This window comes from Acidiferrobacter sp. SPIII_3 (genome assembly GCF_003184265.1).
Classification (GTDB): domain Bacteria; phylum Pseudomonadota; class Gammaproteobacteria; order Acidiferrobacterales; family Acidiferrobacteraceae; genus Acidiferrobacter.
In genome coordinates, this window is the sequence record NZ_CP027663.1 from 2242500 (window position 1) to 2259453 (window position 16954).

At 64.5% G+C, this 16954-nt stretch carries 18 protein-coding genes, 2 tRNA genes and 1 pseudogene; 5 read left to right on the forward strand and 16 right to left on the reverse strand.

Annotated elements, in window-relative coordinates; all coding sequences use genetic code 11:
- Nucleotides 1-6: 6 nt before the first annotated feature.
- Complete coding sequence (locus C4901_RS11270) at nucleotides 7-414, reverse strand: hypothetical protein (protein WP_110137409.1); 408 nt, start codon at nucleotides 412-414, stop codon at nucleotides 7-9.
- 612 nt (nucleotides 415-1026) lie between these two features.
- Here C4901_RS11270 and C4901_RS11275 point away from each other — a divergent pair.
- The 3 genes and pseudogenes from C4901_RS11275 to C4901_RS19460 form a co-directional block, all read left to right on the forward strand.
- The gene (locus C4901_RS11275) at nucleotides 1027-1224 is read left to right on the forward strand and encodes a hypothetical protein (protein ID WP_110137410.1); all 198 of its coding nucleotides are present in this window, start codon (nucleotides 1027-1029) and stop codon (nucleotides 1222-1224) included.
- An 11-nt stretch (nucleotides 1225-1235) separates the two neighbouring features.
- On the forward strand, nucleotides 1236-1439 hold the full coding sequence (locus tag C4901_RS11280) for a hypothetical protein (protein ID WP_110137411.1): 204 nt from the start codon (nucleotides 1236-1238) through the stop codon (nucleotides 1437-1439).
- 128 nt (nucleotides 1440-1567) lie between these two features.
- Nucleotides 1568-1756: pseudogene (locus C4901_RS19460) on the forward strand (potassium transporter Kup); the annotation flags it as partial.
- A 79-nt stretch (nucleotides 1757-1835) separates the two neighbouring features.
- On the opposite strand, the gene C4901_RS18615 reads toward C4901_RS19460, so the two are convergent.
- Nucleotides 1836-2108, reverse strand: a complete 273-nt coding sequence (locus C4901_RS18615) for a hypothetical protein (protein WP_240611760.1) — start codon at nucleotides 2106-2108, stop codon at nucleotides 1836-1838.
- Between the two features lie 871 nt (nucleotides 2109-2979).
- Here C4901_RS18615 and C4901_RS11295 point away from each other — a divergent pair.
- Nucleotides 2980-3366 carry a tetratricopeptide repeat protein gene (locus tag C4901_RS11295; protein ID WP_168185695.1) on the forward strand — a complete coding sequence of 129 codons (387 nt, stop codon included), beginning with the start codon at nucleotides 2980-2982 and terminating at the stop codon, nucleotides 3364-3366.
- 87 nt (nucleotides 3367-3453) lie between these two features.
- Here C4901_RS11295 and C4901_RS11300 read toward each other — a convergent pair whose 3' ends face one another.
- The 14 genes from C4901_RS11300 to ribBA all read right to left on the reverse strand — a co-directional run bounded on the left by C4901_RS11300 (nucleotide 3454) and on the right by ribBA (nucleotide 15670).
- Nucleotides 3454-4728, reverse strand: coding sequence for an MFS transporter (locus C4901_RS11300; RefSeq protein ID WP_168185696.1), 1275 nt, complete (start codon nucleotides 4726-4728; stop codon nucleotides 3454-3456).
- A gap of 666 nt (nucleotides 4729-5394) precedes the next feature.
- Nucleotides 5395-5471 (reverse strand) — tRNA-Arg (locus C4901_RS11310).
- Between the two features lie 326 nt (nucleotides 5472-5797).
- Nucleotides 5798-5891, reverse strand: a tRNA-Ser gene (locus C4901_RS11315).
- Nucleotides 5892-5953: 62 nt separating this feature from the next.
- Nucleotides 5954-6157 (reverse strand): carbon storage regulator CsrA, encoded by a 204-nt coding sequence (gene csrA, locus C4901_RS11320; RefSeq protein ID WP_065970271.1) that lies wholly within the window; start codon nucleotides 6155-6157, stop codon nucleotides 5954-5956.
- Nucleotides 6158-6288: 131 nt separating this feature from the next.
- Nucleotides 6289-7530 carry an aspartate kinase gene (locus C4901_RS11325; RefSeq protein ID WP_110137416.1) on the reverse strand — a complete coding sequence of 414 codons (1242 nt, stop codon included), beginning with the start codon at nucleotides 7528-7530 and terminating at the stop codon, nucleotides 6289-6291.
- Nucleotides 7531-7604: 74 nt separating this feature from the next.
- Nucleotides 7605-10184: an alanine--tRNA ligase gene (gene alaS, locus C4901_RS11330; protein ID WP_110137417.1), complete on the reverse strand. Its 2580-nt coding sequence runs from the start codon at nucleotides 10182-10184 to the stop codon at nucleotides 7605-7607.
- A 25-nt stretch (nucleotides 10185-10209) separates the two neighbouring features.
- Entirely contained in the window at nucleotides 10210-10662 is a 453-nt protein-coding gene (locus C4901_RS11335) for a regulatory protein RecX (RefSeq protein ID WP_110137418.1), read from the reverse strand.
- Nucleotides 10659-11702, reverse strand: coding sequence for a recombinase RecA (gene recA, locus C4901_RS11340; RefSeq protein ID WP_110137419.1), 1044 nt, complete (start codon nucleotides 11700-11702; stop codon nucleotides 10659-10661). The genes C4901_RS11335 and recA overlap by 4 nt, the downstream gene beginning before the upstream one ends.
- Before the next feature lie 59 nt (nucleotides 11703-11761).
- The gene (locus C4901_RS11345; protein ID WP_205735964.1) at nucleotides 11762-12250 is read right to left on the reverse strand and encodes a CinA family protein; all 489 of its coding nucleotides are present in this window, start codon (nucleotides 12248-12250) and stop codon (nucleotides 11762-11764) included.
- The gene (locus C4901_RS11350) at nucleotides 12247-12711 is read right to left on the reverse strand and encodes a phosphatidylglycerophosphatase A (RefSeq protein ID WP_240611761.1); all 465 of its coding nucleotides are present in this window, start codon (nucleotides 12709-12711) and stop codon (nucleotides 12247-12249) included. Before C4901_RS11350 ends, C4901_RS11345 begins: the two co-directional genes overlap by 4 nt.
- Entirely contained in the window at nucleotides 12692-13663 is a 972-nt protein-coding gene (gene thiL, locus C4901_RS11355) for a thiamine-phosphate kinase (protein WP_110137422.1), read from the reverse strand. The genes C4901_RS11350 and thiL overlap by 20 nt, the downstream gene beginning before the upstream one ends.
- Nucleotides 13664-14089 (reverse strand): transcription antitermination factor NusB, encoded by a 426-nt coding sequence (gene nusB, locus C4901_RS11360; RefSeq protein WP_110137423.1) that lies wholly within the window; start codon nucleotides 14087-14089, stop codon nucleotides 13664-13666.
- Nucleotides 14086-14565 (reverse strand): 6,7-dimethyl-8-ribityllumazine synthase, encoded by a 480-nt coding sequence (gene ribE / locus C4901_RS11365; RefSeq protein WP_110137424.1) that lies wholly within the window; start codon nucleotides 14563-14565, stop codon nucleotides 14086-14088. Before ribE ends, nusB begins: the two co-directional genes overlap by 4 nt.
- Nucleotides 14558-15670 (reverse strand): bifunctional 3,4-dihydroxy-2-butanone-4-phosphate synthase/GTP cyclohydrolase II, encoded by a 1113-nt coding sequence (gene ribBA, locus C4901_RS11370; protein ID WP_110137425.1) that lies wholly within the window; start codon nucleotides 15668-15670, stop codon nucleotides 14558-14560. The genes ribE and ribBA overlap by 8 nt, the downstream gene beginning before the upstream one ends.
- A gap of 67 nt (nucleotides 15671-15737) precedes the next feature.
- Between ribBA and C4901_RS11375 the strand changes: the two genes are divergently transcribed.
- A complete protein-coding gene (locus C4901_RS11375; RefSeq protein WP_110137426.1) occupies nucleotides 15738-16904 on the forward strand; it encodes a protein kinase in 1167 nt (388 codons plus the stop codon).
- Nucleotides 16905-16954: the final 50 nt, after the last annotated feature.

Consider the following 16954-nt stretch of genomic DNA (forward strand, 5'->3'; position numbering starts at 1 on the left):
TGGGGGTCACACCTCTGCCGGCGCCTCATGGGTCTTGAGTACAGTAATTTTGCGCACCATCCCCACAGGAATACGAAACAGACCGAGCCACTCACCGTTGTTCCGGTTGTACTGACGGGCAATTGCCACGAACTTGGCCGTTTTGTGCACGAGGAGCCCGTAGGCCTGGCCTTCTTGTTCCTCGTCATCGACCTGCTGGTCATTGACCCAGCCGGCGGCATGGTCGGCGTCGACCCGTGACACTTGGACGAGCGCATCACAACCGCGATCCGCGAAACGCAGCGTCCCCTGCCGATCCGGGAGCTGCACGCGCTGTGTCGCGCGCGCAATGAAACCTTGTACGAGCGCCTCACCGCATTGGCCGACAAGGGTCAGATCGTGCGCGGTCCCGAGGGCTGCCGGCTCGCCACCCAACCCTGATCATGCGGTCGTCGGCGCCCCGACCGTAACCCCCCCAGACGATCGCGTTCCGCTTCCTGTTCCGCTTCCCGTTCTCCCCTACGGCGTGCGGGAAGCGGAAAAGGAAGTGAACCTAGAATAGCTCGAAAATCAGCACCTCAAATATCGTGAGCGCCTCAGCGTGAGCTCGGAGGCTCCGTGCGCCTCGGAAGCAGCCTCTCTGTAAGGTGAGGCGGAACCGAAGGGCCTCAGACCGAGCCCAATGAGATTCCCGCATGTTTTTTGGGCGCTACCGAGGGGTACCGGGAAACCGGTGCTCCTCATTTGCCAGTGAAAGCGAAGGGCAAACGCCTCACCGTGCCAGAACGTATAGAGGTCTGAAAAGAGATACCGGTATCTGTTTCTGGAACCGGCAATCCCAAGCGGCGAGGCACAGGAGGAATGCGGACCATTTCTTGGTCGTCATCGGACCAAAGTCCGGTATTGTATGATTTGCGGGATAAACGCCGCATTTCATGGCGGACGCTTTACAGTGCGCCGTGATGGTTATAAGGTAAAGCCAGGACGTGCGAAAGCGCCGCAAACGGCTGCCGGTTTATTTCCTTGACGCTTTTAAGGAGATATTTAATGGATATGCTCGCAAAGGATGCCTCCCACATACGCCTTCGCTTCGAGAAGAACGAACTTGAAAAAATCAGCGATCCGATATTGGATCACGCCGAGGAGTTCACGAGCAGTACGCTCGATTTGGCCAATCTCTTGAAGGAACAAGGCTACCGGATACGCAACACATTTCGGCAACCACCCCACGCCTTTGGGAACTAAAGGAGAGCGCCATGCACGTGAAAAGCGAGGAAGCTCAAGCGGTCGTAATCGAACTGAGCGCAAGCGAGGCCGCACACATCGCGGCGGATCTCGATGGCAAGCTCGGCAAAGTTGGCAAAGAGGCCGAGGCGCTCATGACTTTACTGCGCGACAACGGATTTTTCCGCAAGCTCGCCGTTTCGCAGCGTACGGAGTGGGCAGGCCCTGACAAGTAAGGTTCTGGCCAAAGCGGTCGCGGGCGTTCGGGAAAGAGGATAGGTTTGTCTTGTGCGCGCGCAAACGTGGATGGCAGCAGACCGGATAGGACGATCGAGCGAAACAGAACAAGGATGCGCTCCCGGTCTTGACTCTCGCCGCGCTCGGCATAAGGGTTCTGGGGGACATCGGCAGGCGCCTGCTTTACCCGTCGAGCACCTGCCCGTCCGGACTCCCGCTGTCGACGACCACCCCAACCGGCATCCTCTCGCTCATCTTCTGGCCGCCGGCGCCGGTCGTCATCAAGTACGCGGGCATCGTGATGCGCGCCGACCGGCACAGCGAATATGGGGTTATGGTCATCACGGCGCTGGCCTCGCGCATAGCTCTCGATTCGCAGCGCGCGCCGCCCGGTTCTAGGTATTCAGGTCAGGCAGCCGTTTTGGCGAGCGCACCCCGGAGCTACCGGCAATCGCCGCCGGGATCCTCTCGGCCGGCCGCGAATCGCCCCAGCACGTCCTCATATTCTGACCACAAGGCCGCTCCGCGAACGACAATCGCTTTTCAGTGGGCGGGATGCTGTCGGCATTGGCGTCGATGAAGGCACGACAGGCATTGAAACACGTTTCCACATCCCGCGGCGGATCCTCGCCGAACTCGTCGGCAATCTTGCGCGCATAACTCAGCATCTTGTCAGTCGGGGTGCTGCGCTGCGGCGGGTTTGCGCCCCCTCCCCAGCTGTGGGCAATGCCCTGCTCGTTGGAACGGGCCGGGGTCCAGGTGTTGCCGGCATTGCGGTTGGTGGCGGCCCCATGCCACAGGCTTGTGCCAAAGCGGCTTGCCGATCAGACCTATCCCAAGCGTGTGGGCGCGACCGCCTCGGAGCGCAGGTATCGGCGCAGGCGCTTGACCAAGGCAGCGAGCGGGCCCCGCGTGTCCGACGTGAGCCCCTTCCTGCCTGCGGTCTTGAAGGCGCCCCTCGAACCGGCCGCCGTCGACATCGTGCGCGTATCGGCACAAAACGGGCATGTCGACAATTCGCGCATCGCGCCGGCCTCGACGCCTGTCCAAAATGCGAGGACCTGTGACGCGCCGCGACCTCGGAATGCGAGTACCGAGCAGCCCGCATACCTCCTACCCACTCGCTTCAGTCAACACTGGGCCATTGTCCCATGCGCACAATGCCATACACCCCGGAACCGACCGGCATGACACACCGGATCTCCCGCAGGAGGGCGGCTTTGCCGGCGATACGCTCGTGGCGCTTTCGCGGTAAACGCAAACCCCGATGACCCAGGGAAAGTCGTGGGCCATCATTCGGCCAGGCCATCTGCGGTTGACACCCATCAACGACCGGGCGCGGGTCTTGCACTATTCATGGAGGAGAACAGCGCAGTCATAGTCAAGAACAAAAGAGGCCCAGCCTCCGGCACAAGGCATGAAGGGGGCGCAGGTCTCTCGGGGGTGATAATGGCGACATCTGACATTGAGGGCGGCTCGCGCCTTCAGCGTGACCGCTCCTGCCGACAAGACCGTTTAGGCCGCAAGCAAAAGCGGTGTATGCAACACGGGTGGCATACCTTGCGATACGGACCGGACCCACATTGCAAAAGAGCCGGGCTGGCGGTAGCCGGGCTCTGTCTTTTCACAGGCATGGCGACCTGCGCGGCCGCCCTCCATTCGAGACACTCCCTGGGGCCGCCCCTCCTCCAGCAGGCGGCGCACGGCGACCGGCAGGCGCTTCAACGCATCCGCCATGCCGCCGCCCAAGGGAACGCCCAGGCCGAGACCGATCTTGGTATCCTCTATGCGCACGGTGACGGTGTGCCGCAGAACTATACGCGGGCCTTCTCCTGGTACAGGAAAGCCGCCGCCCAGGGTAACGCCACGGCCCGCCATGATCTGGCGGCATTGCGGCGACGACTGCGTCGAGAAATGTATCGGTAAATGGCCCCGCGCATGATGCGGGCGGCCGCGCTCCCCTAATAATCGTTCTTATATCCCGGTGACCCATGTTGCCAGACTTTCGTCTATTCACTCCCCAGGCGCTGGTGGTGATGCGACCGACGTCGGAGACCCGGCGCGAATATTCGTAAAAAGGAACCAGGCGACAATCAGTCCGCCAAGGCCAACGGCGAGTACCGCCGCATATCCGAAGTGCGCCACAAGCGGACCACCCGCGAAGGTACCCGCCACGGTGGCCAGGGCCGTCGCGGCATTGAAAAGACCGATTGCCGCACCCTCGCTGGTCGGAGTCAGCTGACCGGTAAGGACCGTACCACTTACACTCAGGGCCGGCCAGGCAATCACAATGATGCCAAAGCCGATGAGGGCGGGTGCCGACTGGGCGGCGCCTGGGATCAGCATCAGCGCCCACAGTAGCCCAAAACCCGACGCCCGCGCCAATAGCGACAAACGATAGACGCGCATGGCCCCATAACGACTGCACCAACGGCTGGCGACGATATAAAGCCCGATGGCCGCTGCCGCCACGATGGCATAGGACAGGGCCGTGACCGCAGGCCGAATGGCAAAAACGTGGCGCAAAAGAAGCGGGAAATACGCAAAGAATGCCGCCACCGCAAACGATAGCGTCGCCCACGACAATAGAAAACGCCCGAAGCGGCTCTGTATCAAGGTGTGCATTTCCTTGAGATGCGTAATGATTGGTATATGCATATGGTGGAGGACATTGCCACCAGAAAGCTCACTGTGCCCGAAGGCCGCCAGCGCCCTCCAGTCGAGGTGACGCGATCCTGGGCGCGGCGTACGGGGCGTGCGCGAGACCGGCAGGTGATAGGCCCCAAGGATCGCCGCCGCCAGCATGAGGATAGCGGCGATCTGGATACCCAGCGTCGGATCATGAGTCCACAGGCCAGCCAGCAATAAACCCGCCACGACGCCCGCACCATTGAAGCTCTGCAGCCAGCCCAGACGCGGCTCCCACTCGTCGCGCGGCGCAAAATCGAGCACGAAAAGACTGGCGACAGTGCTGGCCGCACCGGTACCAATACCCACGATCAACGCCGCCAGCACCCAGAACGGGGGCGCAAGCGGCAAAGACAGGCCCACGAGGCCCATTGCCGCCACTGCGAATCCCCCTAGAAAGATGGGCCGGTAATCCTGGCTGCGTTCGGCGAGCAATCCCCATGCCGGAGACAGGAGCAGCCCCGCGTTGTAGGCACCGATCACGTAGGCGACGAGTCGACTGTCGTGGGTGATGGCGACAATGGCAAGCGGCACCATGATCGCAAAGAGCCCGGCCATGGCGGCCCCAAGCAGGAGATAAGACCCATACCAGATCGCCATAAACGGCCGCGGCGTTTTCCATGCGCGCCGCAGGACACGCAATGGATGGTGATCACCCGAAGACGGAGGCAAGGAGCTCATCGTTCGTTAGAGATACAAGGGACGGCGCGGTTCCCGCCTGCACAAACGCGTCCCGTCACGAGCGACACCATATGGTGCCAGCATTGATCCAAGCGCCCCGGAACACGACTCGGGCTCTGGCACTGGATCGCACGACCGGACACTTTCGCCCCGGGGAAACACGCGAAACGCGACACGACGAGGCCCGCGTTGAGATTGGGATCGGGCCGACGCGCGGCTTGCGATCGCCGGATCGGATCATGCGCCCTCCACCCGACATGCGCCGGCAAATGACGTCCCAATATCGGGGGGGCGGGTCGCGGTTTTGACGGTCACACAGCATGACCGCCGGCGTGCGTCCAGACTTGGGCGCGCCTTCGCGTGATGATTGCGCACCCCAAGTCTCCATTTTGAAGACCGGCAAGACCTGCTCGGGCATCGGTCCGGGCGCATCACCGCGCATTACTCGGCGGCCGAGCTTGCGAACCTCATCGCGGCTGCCGACGGTGTGCGGCGATATGTCCCGCAAAAGTCCCGCGCTAGTTTTGCTGAAACAACAGGTAGTGTAGGTGAGCCACTCTAACTTACGGACTTTACTGAGGAATTTGGCGCGCCCGGAGAGATTCGAACTCCCGACCACCTGGTTCGTAGCCAGGTACTCTATCCAACTGAGCTACGGGCGCGTTTTGTAACGACCGACTTTTCTAACGGATTGCTCCGTCTCTTGCTACTCTTCCCGGCCTTGGGTGCCAGGAAGTGGAGTATTTCTCAAGGCCCGCCGGCGCCGATCGACGGCTCCCGCTGCCCCCACATCCCCCGCGATCTCCCTGTGTCTTCTTACGACGGAAGGCGCCGCATTATAAAGCGCCCCGAGACTTCACGCCACCCCTTACTTGACCGGAAGGCGAGGCCTACCGCATCGCATCATGCCGCACAGCGGCGCGTGACGAGAAACGGCAGGTGCCTGAGACCTGGGTCGGCCCGTCGCGCGGGCCCTGCTCTCTAATGATGGCGGAGAGAGAGGGATTCGAACCCTCGATGGAGTTTTTGACCCCATACTCCCTTAGCAGGGGAGCGCCTTCGACCGGCTCGGCCATCTCTCCTAAAAGAGCGCACAGCATACCTTGTGCGGGCGTTTCAGGAAAGGGTGGGGGTGCGCGGGGATTCAGTCCTTGGGAACCTCCTCCTCGACAACCCCGGTCTCGCGCTCCCTCTGGATACGCTCGTAGATCTCCTCGCGATGAACCGGGACGTCCTTCGGCGCGTTGACCCCGATGCGAACCTGATTGCCCTTGATGCCCAGTACCGTGACCTGGACCTGATCGCCGATGTTCAGCGTTTCTCCGATACGTCTCGTCAGAATCAGCATATCGCCGCTCTCCTTAAAGCCTGCCTTGAGCCTTCCTGGTTTCCGGCTCCCCGTGAGGACCTGCTTTGGGTCCGCTTTCCCATGACTGCTCGTCCCTGAGACGACGCTCGCCGACTCAACGCTTGCAGCTTCTATGCCAACGGCACCGCAGTCGTGGTCTCGGCATCGAGACCAAATGCGCTATGAAGCGCGCGGACTGCCAGCTCCAGATATTTTTCCTCGACGACCACCGATATCTTGATCTCGGATGTCGATATCATCTGGATATTGATGCCTTCTTCGCCTAATACTCGAAACATCGTGCTCGCAATCCCGGCGTGCGAACGCATGCCCACACCCACCACTGAGATCTTCGCGATACGCTCATCACCGCGCACCTCGCGGGCCTTGAGGGCGCCGGCCGTCTTCTCCAAGATCTCACGCGCCTGACGGTAATCGCCGCGCGGGACGGTGAACGTGAAGTCGGTGGTCTTATCGGCCCCGACGTTCTGGATGATCATGTCGACGTTGATGTTCGCTTGGGCCACGTCGCCTACGATCCGGTAAGCGACGCCGGGCTCATCGGGCACACCCTTGATCGTGAGCTTGGCCTCATCCCGACTGAAGGCGATCCCCGATATCAGCGCCTGCTCCATCTTGGATTCCTCGTAAGTGATTAATGTTCCGGGGCCATCGTCAAAGGACGAGAGGACCCGCAGGGGCACGCGATACTTGCCGGCGAACTCAACCGACCGGATCTGCAGGACCTTGGCACCGAGACTGGCGAGCTCCAGCATCTCCTCGACGGTGATACGCTCGAGCCGTCGTGCCTGCGGACAGACACGCGGGTCGGTCGTATAGACGCCGTCCACATCCGTATAGATCTGACATTCATCGGCCTTGAGGGCGGCGGCCATGGCCACTGCCGTGGTATCCGACCCGCCACGCCCCAGGGTTGTGATATTGCCTTCTTCGTCCACCCCCTGAAATCCGGCGATGACGACCACCCGGCCGGAGGCCAAATCCTGGCGGACGCGCCCGTCGTCGATCGCGGTGATGCGCGCCTTGCCATGCACGTTGTCGGTACGAATATGGACCTGCGCACCCGTGTAGGACTTGGCCGGACAGCCGCGCTCCTCCAGGGCCATACTGAGGAGCGCGATCGTGACCTGCTCGCCGGTGGCGAGCAGCACATCGACCTCACGCGGTGGGGCGTTGGGGTGAATGGTGCGAGCCATAGCCAGCAGACGGTTGGTCTCGCCGCTCATGGCCGATACCACCACCACCATATCGTGGCCGCGCGCGCGCTCCGCCGCCACACGCTTTGCAACCGCCTGGATGCGCTCCACGGTCCCGACCGAGGTGCCGCCGTACTTCTGCACGAGCAAGGGCATAATTTGAGGGTCTGACGTGAGAAAGACGCGAAGATTACCGCGCCCTTCCTTATGTGTAAACGAAAACCCTGTCCCTAGGCGAAACGGCCGCGTAAGAATTCCCGTGCCGCCTCCAGGGCCTGGTCCACGGCACCCGTGTCGGCCCCGCCCGCCTGGGCCAGTTCGGGCCGCCCGCCACCCTTGCCACCCAGTACACGCGCCGCCTCATTCACGAGGTCAACGGCATTCACACGTGTCACGACATCCGGGGTGACACCGGCAATCAGGGTAACCCGTCCGCCCATGATCGAGGCCAGCAGGATCGCCGCCGGGCGCAATTCGCCCTTCAGGCGATCCATAGCCTCGCGCAGACCCTTCACATCACCGTCAAGGCGCCCCACCAGGGTCTTCACCCCGCCCTGCTCAATGGCCTCGGCCGCCAGATTCCGGCTTGCGGCGAGCCCAGCCCTGGCACGCGCCTGTTCGATCTCCTTTTCCAGGGTCTCGACGCGTGCCTTCATGCGCAGCGCCTTGTCCACCAAGTCCTCGCGGGTCACCCCCAGGGCTTGGGCGGCCTCGTTCACACGCATCTCGAGCGCCCGTACATAGTCGAGCGCCGCCTGGCCGGTCACCGCCTCGATGCGCCGCACGCCGGAGCCCACCGCGGTCTCGGATACGATCTTGAAAAATCCGATGTCGCCGGTGCGGTTGACATGGGTGCCGCCACAGAGCTCGGTCGAGTACCCGCCCATGGTCACCACACGGACCTGCTCACCGTACTTTTCCCCAAAGAGCGCCATGGCCCCGCCGCTCACCGCGTCATTGAGCGCCATGTGCGCGATGGCGACCTCGCTGTTGGCGCGAATCGCCTCATTCACCGACTGCTCGACCGCCACGATCTCCTCGGCGCTCAGCGCCTGACCATGGCTGAAGTCAAAGCGCAGGCGCTCGGGGCCCACGAGCGAGCCGCGCTGTGTCACATGCGCGCCGAGAATGCGCCGTAGCGCGGCATGCAGGAGGTGGGTTGCGGAGTGGTGTGAGGCCGTCGCCACGCGCCACGAGGCGCTCACGACCGCAGTCATCTCATCACCGACCCGCAAGGTCCCCTCGGTCACCCGGCCGACATGCGCAAAACCCTTGCGGGTATCCTCGACCACGAACCGCGCATCGCGGCCCAAGAGCAATCCCTGATCGCCAACCTGCCCCCCCGACTCGGCATAGAACGGGGTGCGATCCAGAAACACCACTCCCTCATCGCCCGGCGACAACCACGGAACGGTGCGCCCCTCGGCGGCCAGCGCACGGATGCGCACCGGCACAGAGACTTGCTCATAGCCGCAAAACTCCGTCTCACCCGCCACCACGACCTCGTCGCCCCGGAAGCTCTGCGCGGCGCGCGCCCGGTTCCTTTGCGCGGTCATCTCCCGCTCAAATCCCACCATATCGATGGATAGGCCCCGCTCGCGGGCGATATCGGCGGTGAGATCGGCGGGGAAGCCGTAGGTATCATAGAGCCGAAAGACCGTCGCGCCCGGGATGACGCCGCCCGCGACAAGCCCGGCAATGTCCTGCTCCAGGAGCTTCAGGCCCTGCGCCAGGGTCTCCGCAAAGCGCTCCTCCTCTTGCTTCAGCACCGCCTCAACACGAGCCTGATCGCGCGCGAGCTCCGGATAGGCCTCACCCATCTCGCGAATCAACGGGGCCACAAGACGATAGAAGAACGGATCCGTCGCACCCAGGCGATGGCCATGGCGCAGCGCCCGGCGCACGATCCGGCGCAACACATAGCCGCGCCCCTCATTGCCTGGCACGACGCCGTCGGTCACAAGAAAGGCGGCGGCACGGATATGGTCGGCGATCACGTTCAGGGACTTGTCCCGCAGATCATTGAGATCGAGGACCTCCCCGACCGCCCGGATCAGTCCCTGAAAAAGGTCGATGTCGTAATTGCTCGTCACCTTCTGCATGACCGCGGCCATGCGCTCAAGCCCCATGCCGGTATCCACCGAAGGCTTGGGCAGGGGATTGAGCCGCCCCTCGCGGTCGCGATCGAACTGCATGAACACGAGGTTCCAGATCTCGACATAGCGATCGCCATCGGCCTCGGCGGTGCCCGGGGGCCCTCCGGCAATCCCCGGACCATGATCGTAGAAGATCTCCGAACACGGACCGCACGGACCGGTATCGCCCATGGACCAGAAATTGTCGGCCTCGCCGATACGACTAAAGCGCGCCGGATCCACCCCGATCTCATCTAGCCAGATATGCGCAGCCTCATCGTCACCCTCGAAGACCGTCACCCACAAGCGGTCCGCTGGCAGGCCCATCTCGCCGGTCAGGAACTCCCAGGCGTACCGGATGGCGTCGCGCTTGAAATAATCCCCGAAGCTGAAATTCCCCAGCATCTCGAAGAACGTATGATGGCGCGCGGTATAACCCACATTCTCCAGGTCATTGTGCTTGCCGCCGGCGCGCAGGCAGCGCTGTGCGCTCGCGGCACGCGTGTAGGGACGCCGGTCGCGCCCAAGAAACACATCCTTGAACTGCACCATCCCGGCATTGGTGAAGAGCAGGCTCTGATCGTTGGCCGGCACGAGCGGGCTGCTCGCCACCACCTCGTGGCCATGACGCGCAAAAAACTGCAAGAAACAATTACGGATCTCGGTGCTCTTCATTATGTGCTCGGTTGTCGTTATCGGCTCAATCTTGCGGCGCATCCACCGCAAAAATAATGTCTTCGTGGCGAAAGCCTCGCCCTTGCAGGAAACGGGCCTGTCGTGCCCGCTCACGGCGATCCTCCGGGATCACCGCCCCGAAGCGCTTGGCGCGCGCGGCCGCCGCTCGCTCGCCCCACGCCCCTTCCTCCGGGGCGAGCGCCGCGGCTATGATCTCGGCCGGCACCCCCTTGGCCCTCAACTCCACCATGATGCGCACCGGTCCCACCCCCTGGGCGGCGCGCCCGCGGACCCGTTCCGCGGCGTAGCGTTCATCAGAGAGCGCACGCTCGGCTACGAGTTCGGCGGCGGCATCCGCGGCCTCGGCCGCGCTATAGCCGCGCCGGCATAACCGCTCGACCAATTCCTGCCGGCTATAATCGCGCCGCGCGAGCAGCGCCAAGCCATAGCCTCTCGCGGGCTCGCGCCCTCCGTTCACATATCATCCCCATCATCGGGCGCCAGGCCGTCGCCGGGACCTCCCGCGGGCTTGGTCGTGAACGATGCCCGGAGCTTCGCCTCCAGCTCATCGGCCAAGGCCGGGTTGTCGCGCAGGTACTGGCGGGCGTTGTCCTTGCCCTGGCCTATGCGCTCACCCCCATACGAATACCAGGCCCCGGACTTCTCCACCAGATTCGAGGCCACCCCCAACTCGATCAGCTCCCCCTCCTTCGATATCCCCTGGTCATAGAGGATATCGAACTCGCATTGCCGGAACGGCGGGGCGATCTTGTTCTTCACGACCTTGACGCGCGTCTGGCTGCCCACCACCTCTTCGCCACGCTTTATGGTGCCGATGCGGCGGATGTCGAGGCGTACCGAGGCGTAGAACTTGAGGGCATTACCCCCGGTCGTGGTCTCGGGGTTGCCGAACATCACCCCGATCTTCATGCGGATCTGGTTGATGAAGATCACGAGCGTGTTCGAGCGCTTGATATTGCCCGTGAGTTTGCGCAGGGCCTGCGACATGAGCCGTGCCTGCAGACCGACATGCGAGTCGCCCATCTCGCCTTCGATCTCGGCCTTGGGCGTCAGCGCCGCCACCGAGTCGACGACCACCACATCCACACCGCCCGAGCGCACCAGCATGTCGGTGATCTCCAGCGCCTGCTCGCCCGAATCCGGTTGCGACACCAGCAGATCGTCGACATTCACCCCCAGGCGCTTGGCATAGGTCGGGTCGAGGGCGTGCTCGGCATCGATGAACGCCGCCGTACCCCCGGCCTTTTGGGCCTGGGCCACGACATGCAGGGTCAAGGTGGTCTTGCCCGAAGACTCCGGGCCGTAGATCTCGACCACCCGGCCGCGCGGCAGGCCGCCGATGCCGAGCGCCATATCGAGCCCCAGCGATCCGGTAGGCACGGCCGCGACCGCCGGTGCCTCACCGGCATCGCCGAGCCGCATGACCGACCCCTTCCCGAACTGCTTTTCGATCTGACCAAGAGCCGCGCTCAAGGCCTTGCCCTTGTTGACATCCATTCCGTTACCCCCGCGAGTCGCGCAAGAGGGCGATTATCTCATAAAGCGTTGTTTGGGACCTAGCCAGGAAAAGCGGGGCCCAGCCACCCCTGAAGGCCATTCAGGGCCGCCACTACCGCCTGCGCGCGCACCGCGGAACGGTCCCCGGTGAAACGATGGGTCTCGGCGTATTCCCAGCCGTCTGCGACCCAACCGATCACCACCGTGCCCACCGGGCACTCCGGGGTCCCGCCCGTGGGCCCGGCAATCCCGGTAACGCCGATCGCGATATCGGCGCCGCTCACCCCAAGCGCCCCGCGCGCCATCGACAGGGCCGTGGCTTCGCTGACGATGGCCTTCGAATCCAACCGCTCCCAGGCGACTCCCAGCAGCTTGTGCTTGGCCTCGGCCACGTAAGTGACAAACCCATAACCAAACCACGCCGAACTGCCTGGGACATCGGTCAAGGCCGCAGCCAGCAGGCCGCCGGTGCAGGACTCGGCAACGGTTACCATCTGTCCTGCGGCCGCCAGTCGCGCGCCGACCACCGCCGCCAGGGTCCGGATCAAGACATGCCGCCTGCCATCCATAAGCCTCCGTGAACCAGAAGCGCGGCATAGAGACCGGCCAACACATCGTCGAGCATGATGCCATAGCCGCCCGGCAAGGCCTCGAGGCGCGCGATCGGAAAGGGCTTTACGATATCAAACAGCCGGAACAGGCCAAAGGCCACCGCAAACCAGAGGACTTGGTGCGGGACCGCAAACAGGGCCACGCCCATCCCCGCGATCTCATCCCAAACCACCATCGGCGGGTCCTGCCGCCCGAGGACCCGGGCCGCGCGCGCCGTGACCGGCACGCCGATAATGATCGCGGCGGCGAGCAAAACGGCATAGAGTCGAGGCCCCCAGAACGCGGCCGGCCACCACAGCCCGAGCGCCAGCAGCGAGCCCATGGTGCCCGGAGCGCGTGGTGACCAACCTACCCCGAGGCCGGTCGCCCACCACACACTAAGGCGATCCCAAGTCATCGAAATGGTTGTAGCCGGCGCGCGATGGCGTATAGACGCCCTCCCCATCATGCAGGGTAAGCCCCGCGCCGGCGACGATATCGCCGATGTAATGCAGGCCGCACGCCAGGCGTGACGCGAGCCCCGCCAAGGCCTGCACGCGCCCGGGTGGTACCGTAAAACACAGCTCGTAATCATCTCCGAAGACCAGCGCGGGATCGTAGCCCAAGGTCGGGAACACGGCGTCGTAGGCGTCGGACAAGGGCAGCCGGCGCAGATCGAGCTTTGCGCCCACGCCGCTTGCCTTCAGGATATGGCCGAGATCGGCAACCAGCCCGTCGGAGATGTCGATGGCCGCCGAGGCGATGCCAAGCAGCGCCTGCCCCTCATGGACCCGCGGCCATGGACGATCGAGCCGGGCCAATACCAACTCCTGGAACTCGGGCGGCAAGGACAGGCGTCCGGCACGCAGGAAAAAGCCGAGCGCGGCCTCCCCTAACAGGCCCGAGACGTAGACGCGATCGCCCGGCCGTGCCCCATCACGCCGCAGCGCCATCCCCGGCGCTACGGTACCAAGCGCGGTGATCGTCACCGCAAGCGGTCCACGTACGGTATCGCCACCGATCAAGTCCAGACCCACGGCATCGGCGAGCGCAAAGAGGCCGTCGCGAAAACCCGCAAGCCACCCGCGATCGATCGTGGGCAGGGCCAGACTCAAAAGAAATGCCAGCGGGCTCGCACCCATGGCCGCAAGATCGCTCACATTGACCGCGAGCGCCTTGTAGCCGACATCAAAACCCGGGGCCGACTGCGGAAAATGCACCCCTTCTATCAGGGTGTCGGTGGTCACGGCAAGCGTGTTCGCGGCCCCGGCCAGGGCCAGCAGGGCGGCATCATCGCCGACCCCGAGGACCACCTCCGCGCGCCGCGCCGGACGCGTAAAGAACTGTTCTATGAGACCGAATTCATCCACTCAGGGGCGCCCCCCGGGGGCGCGCACGACCTTGGCCACGCCGTCGAGCACGGCGTTAACGAACTTGTGGCCGGCCTCGCCCCCATAACGCTTGGCAAGCTCCACCGCTTCATTCAATACGATCCGCGGGCCGATCTCGAGACGATAACGCAACTCATAGGCACCGATGCGCAGAATGGCGCGCTCGACAGGGTCGACCTCGGCGATGGCGCGATCGAGATGCGCGCCCAGCAAACCATCGAGCTCCTCCACATGCACTGGTACCTCGCGGATCAGTTCTGCGAAATAGGCCTCGTCGACACCGCCGGTACTTTCCGGATCGCGCAGAAACAGGCGGGCTATGTCATGGGGGGGCTGGGCGGTCAGCTGCCACTGATACAAGGCCTGCAGCGCCTGCCCGCGGGCGCGCGAGCGCGCCCCGCTCATGAGGGCCGGAGGCGGCGCAGGACGTCGACCATCTCCAGGATCGACAAGGCGGCCTCGGCCCCCTTGTTACCGGCCTTGGCCCCCGACCGGTCGATGGCCTGGGCGACGGTATCGGTGGTCAGTACGCCCAAGGCCACCGGCACGCCGGTCTTCAAGCCCACCTGCGCGAGCCCCTTCACGCATTCCCCGGCCACGAAATCAAAATGGGGCGTCGCGCCACGGATGACAGCGCCCAGCGCCACGATGCCCTCATGAAGACCCGCCTCCGCCATGACCTGGGCGGCCAGCGGCAATTCAAAGGCCCCGGGTACGCGCACCACGGTAATGGACTCGGGCGCCGCCCCATGGCGGCGCAGGGTATCGAGTGCCCCCTCCAGAAGACGCTCACCCACGAAGGCGTTGAAACGCGCAAGGACGATACCAAAGCGCGCCTCCCCCGCCACCAACGATCCGTCGATCACGCGCTCGCTACTCATTCCTTCCCCCCCTGGGTGTCACGTATTCCACGACCTCCAAATGAAACCCGGCGAGACCCGGCGTCTTGCGCGGGTGCCCCAGGACCTGCATCTTGCGCACCCCGAGATCCAAAAGGATCTGGCTACCAAGACCCACGGTGCGCATGACCTCGCGCCCAGCGCCGGTGGGGGCCGCCGGTTCCGGGATCGGGCTCTTGAGACGTGCCAGTGTCGACGCCGTGGGGGCCGGCTGATCCAGCAACACCACCACCCCGCGCCCGGCGGCCGCGACATGGCGCAAGGCGCCCGCAAGCGTCCATGACGGCGCATGGACATCGCTCACGAGATCCAGGAGGCTCTCCTGAACATGTACCCGCACCGGCAGCGGCTGGGCATCGATCTCGCCACACACAAGTGCCAGGTGGACACGGTCCTCGATGTCATCGTGGTAGGCCACCTGTCGGAACGACCCGTGGACGGTCTCGATCAACCGCTCATCCAGGCGGTGTACGCTGGAATGGTGTTGTAGGCGATAATGAATCAGGTCGGCGATCGTGCCGATTTTCAGATGATGCTCGGCCGCGAAGCGCTCGAGATCGGGCTGACGGGCCATTTCGCCATCATCCTTCAGGATCTCACAGATGACCGCGGCCGGCTCGAAGCCCGCGAAACGGGCCAGATCGACGCCGGCCTCGGTATGACCGGCGCGCGCCAGGACGCCGCCGCGTCGCGCCATGATCGGAAATATGTGGCCGGGGCTCACGAGATCGCGCGCCTTGGCCTGCGGGGCGATGGCGGCGCGAATGGTGGCGGCCCGGTCGGCGGCGGAGATGCCGGTGGTCACGCCCTCGGCGGCCTCTATGGAGGCGGTGAAGTGGGTCGCATAGCGCGAACCGTTCTCCTTGACCATGGGCTCGAGCCCCAGCCTTTGGCAGCGCTCTGGGGTTAAGGTCAGACAGACGAGACCGCGCCCGTGGCGTACCATGAAATTGATGGCCTCGGGCGTGACCGCCTCGGCGGCCATCAGAAGGTCGCCTTCGTTTTCGCGGTCGGCGTCGTCCATGATGACCACCATGCGGCCGGCCTTGAGTTCGTCTATGATTTCGGAGATAGGGCTTATAGGCATGAACGTGACACTGGCAACCGACGAGCTGACCGGGCCCGAATTATGACTGACCGGGGGATGGAAGTCGATGGAACCGCATAGAACCGGCCGCAACGAACCACGCGCCTCACTGATTGAACCCGGGCGGACCCTGGGCCCATACTTGGTCTTGAGCACCCTGTCGTGCGGGCCGCGCAGTGTAGTCTACATGGCCCAGGACTTGAGCCTGGACCGGCCGGTGGCCCTGAAGACCGCCCCTCGCGGCGCGATCTCGGTGATCGCCGAGGGGCGGGTGCTCGCGCGCTTCGGCCATCCCCATATCGTGACCCTGCACGGCCTGTGGTCCGAGCCTTCGGTCCTGATCCTCGAATACCTGGTCGGCGAGACCCTGAAGGCGCGCCGTGAGCGCGTGGGAACGCTTGCCGAGGATCGTGTGGGGCAATGGATACAGGAGGTCTTGAGCGCACTCGAGGCGGTTCATGGTCAGGGGCTCGCCCATGGGGCGATCCGCGCCGACAACGTCTTTCTCACCACCGATCAACGCATCAAGCTTCTGGATTTCCGACAGACGAGCCTGGGCGAATCCCCGCCTACCCCGGCCGACGATGTACGTGCCGCCGGCCGCCTCATGCAGGAACTCCTTGGGGCCGAGGCCGGGGCTTTGACGGACGTCGTGCGTGGGGCGCTCTTGGGACGCTACCCCACGGCCCGCGCCCTCCGCCTGGCCGTGGCCGCCGCCCACCGGCCGGTTGACACCGACCCGGCCACCGGGGACGCGGGACCCCGGGAACTCGCGCCGCCACCCGACCTGCCGGCCGACGGCCACACGGCGCCTGCCGCGGCGGGCGCCGGCGCATTCGCCGCGGATCTGTCGGCCGCCGAACTCTCCGACCTCTTCGAGGAGCCGTCGATCAACCCGATGCTGCCGGCCTTCCATGAACGGCCCGGCTGGGGACGGCCGCTGGCCGGGCGCAAACGCCTGGGGCTTGCGGTCGTGCTCGTCGTGGCCCTGGTACTGCTCGGCGCCAAACTCGGATGGCTCCACCGCCAGGCGGCCTTGCAGCCGGTCGCGCACGTCGCCCACACGGTCGTCCGTATGGCCCATGGCGTGATGCCCAAAGGCACCACACCTCGCTCGACGACAAGCCTCCCGGGGGGACCGGCTACCACCGCGGCACACCCCGATAGCGCCCACCCCAAGACTGTCCTACGGCCGGGAGCCTATGCCGCATTGGCGCACGCTTGGGGCGGTTAGCCTCGTCCTGGTAGCGGTCGGCTGCGTTCCGCTCCCCGCGCATCCCCACC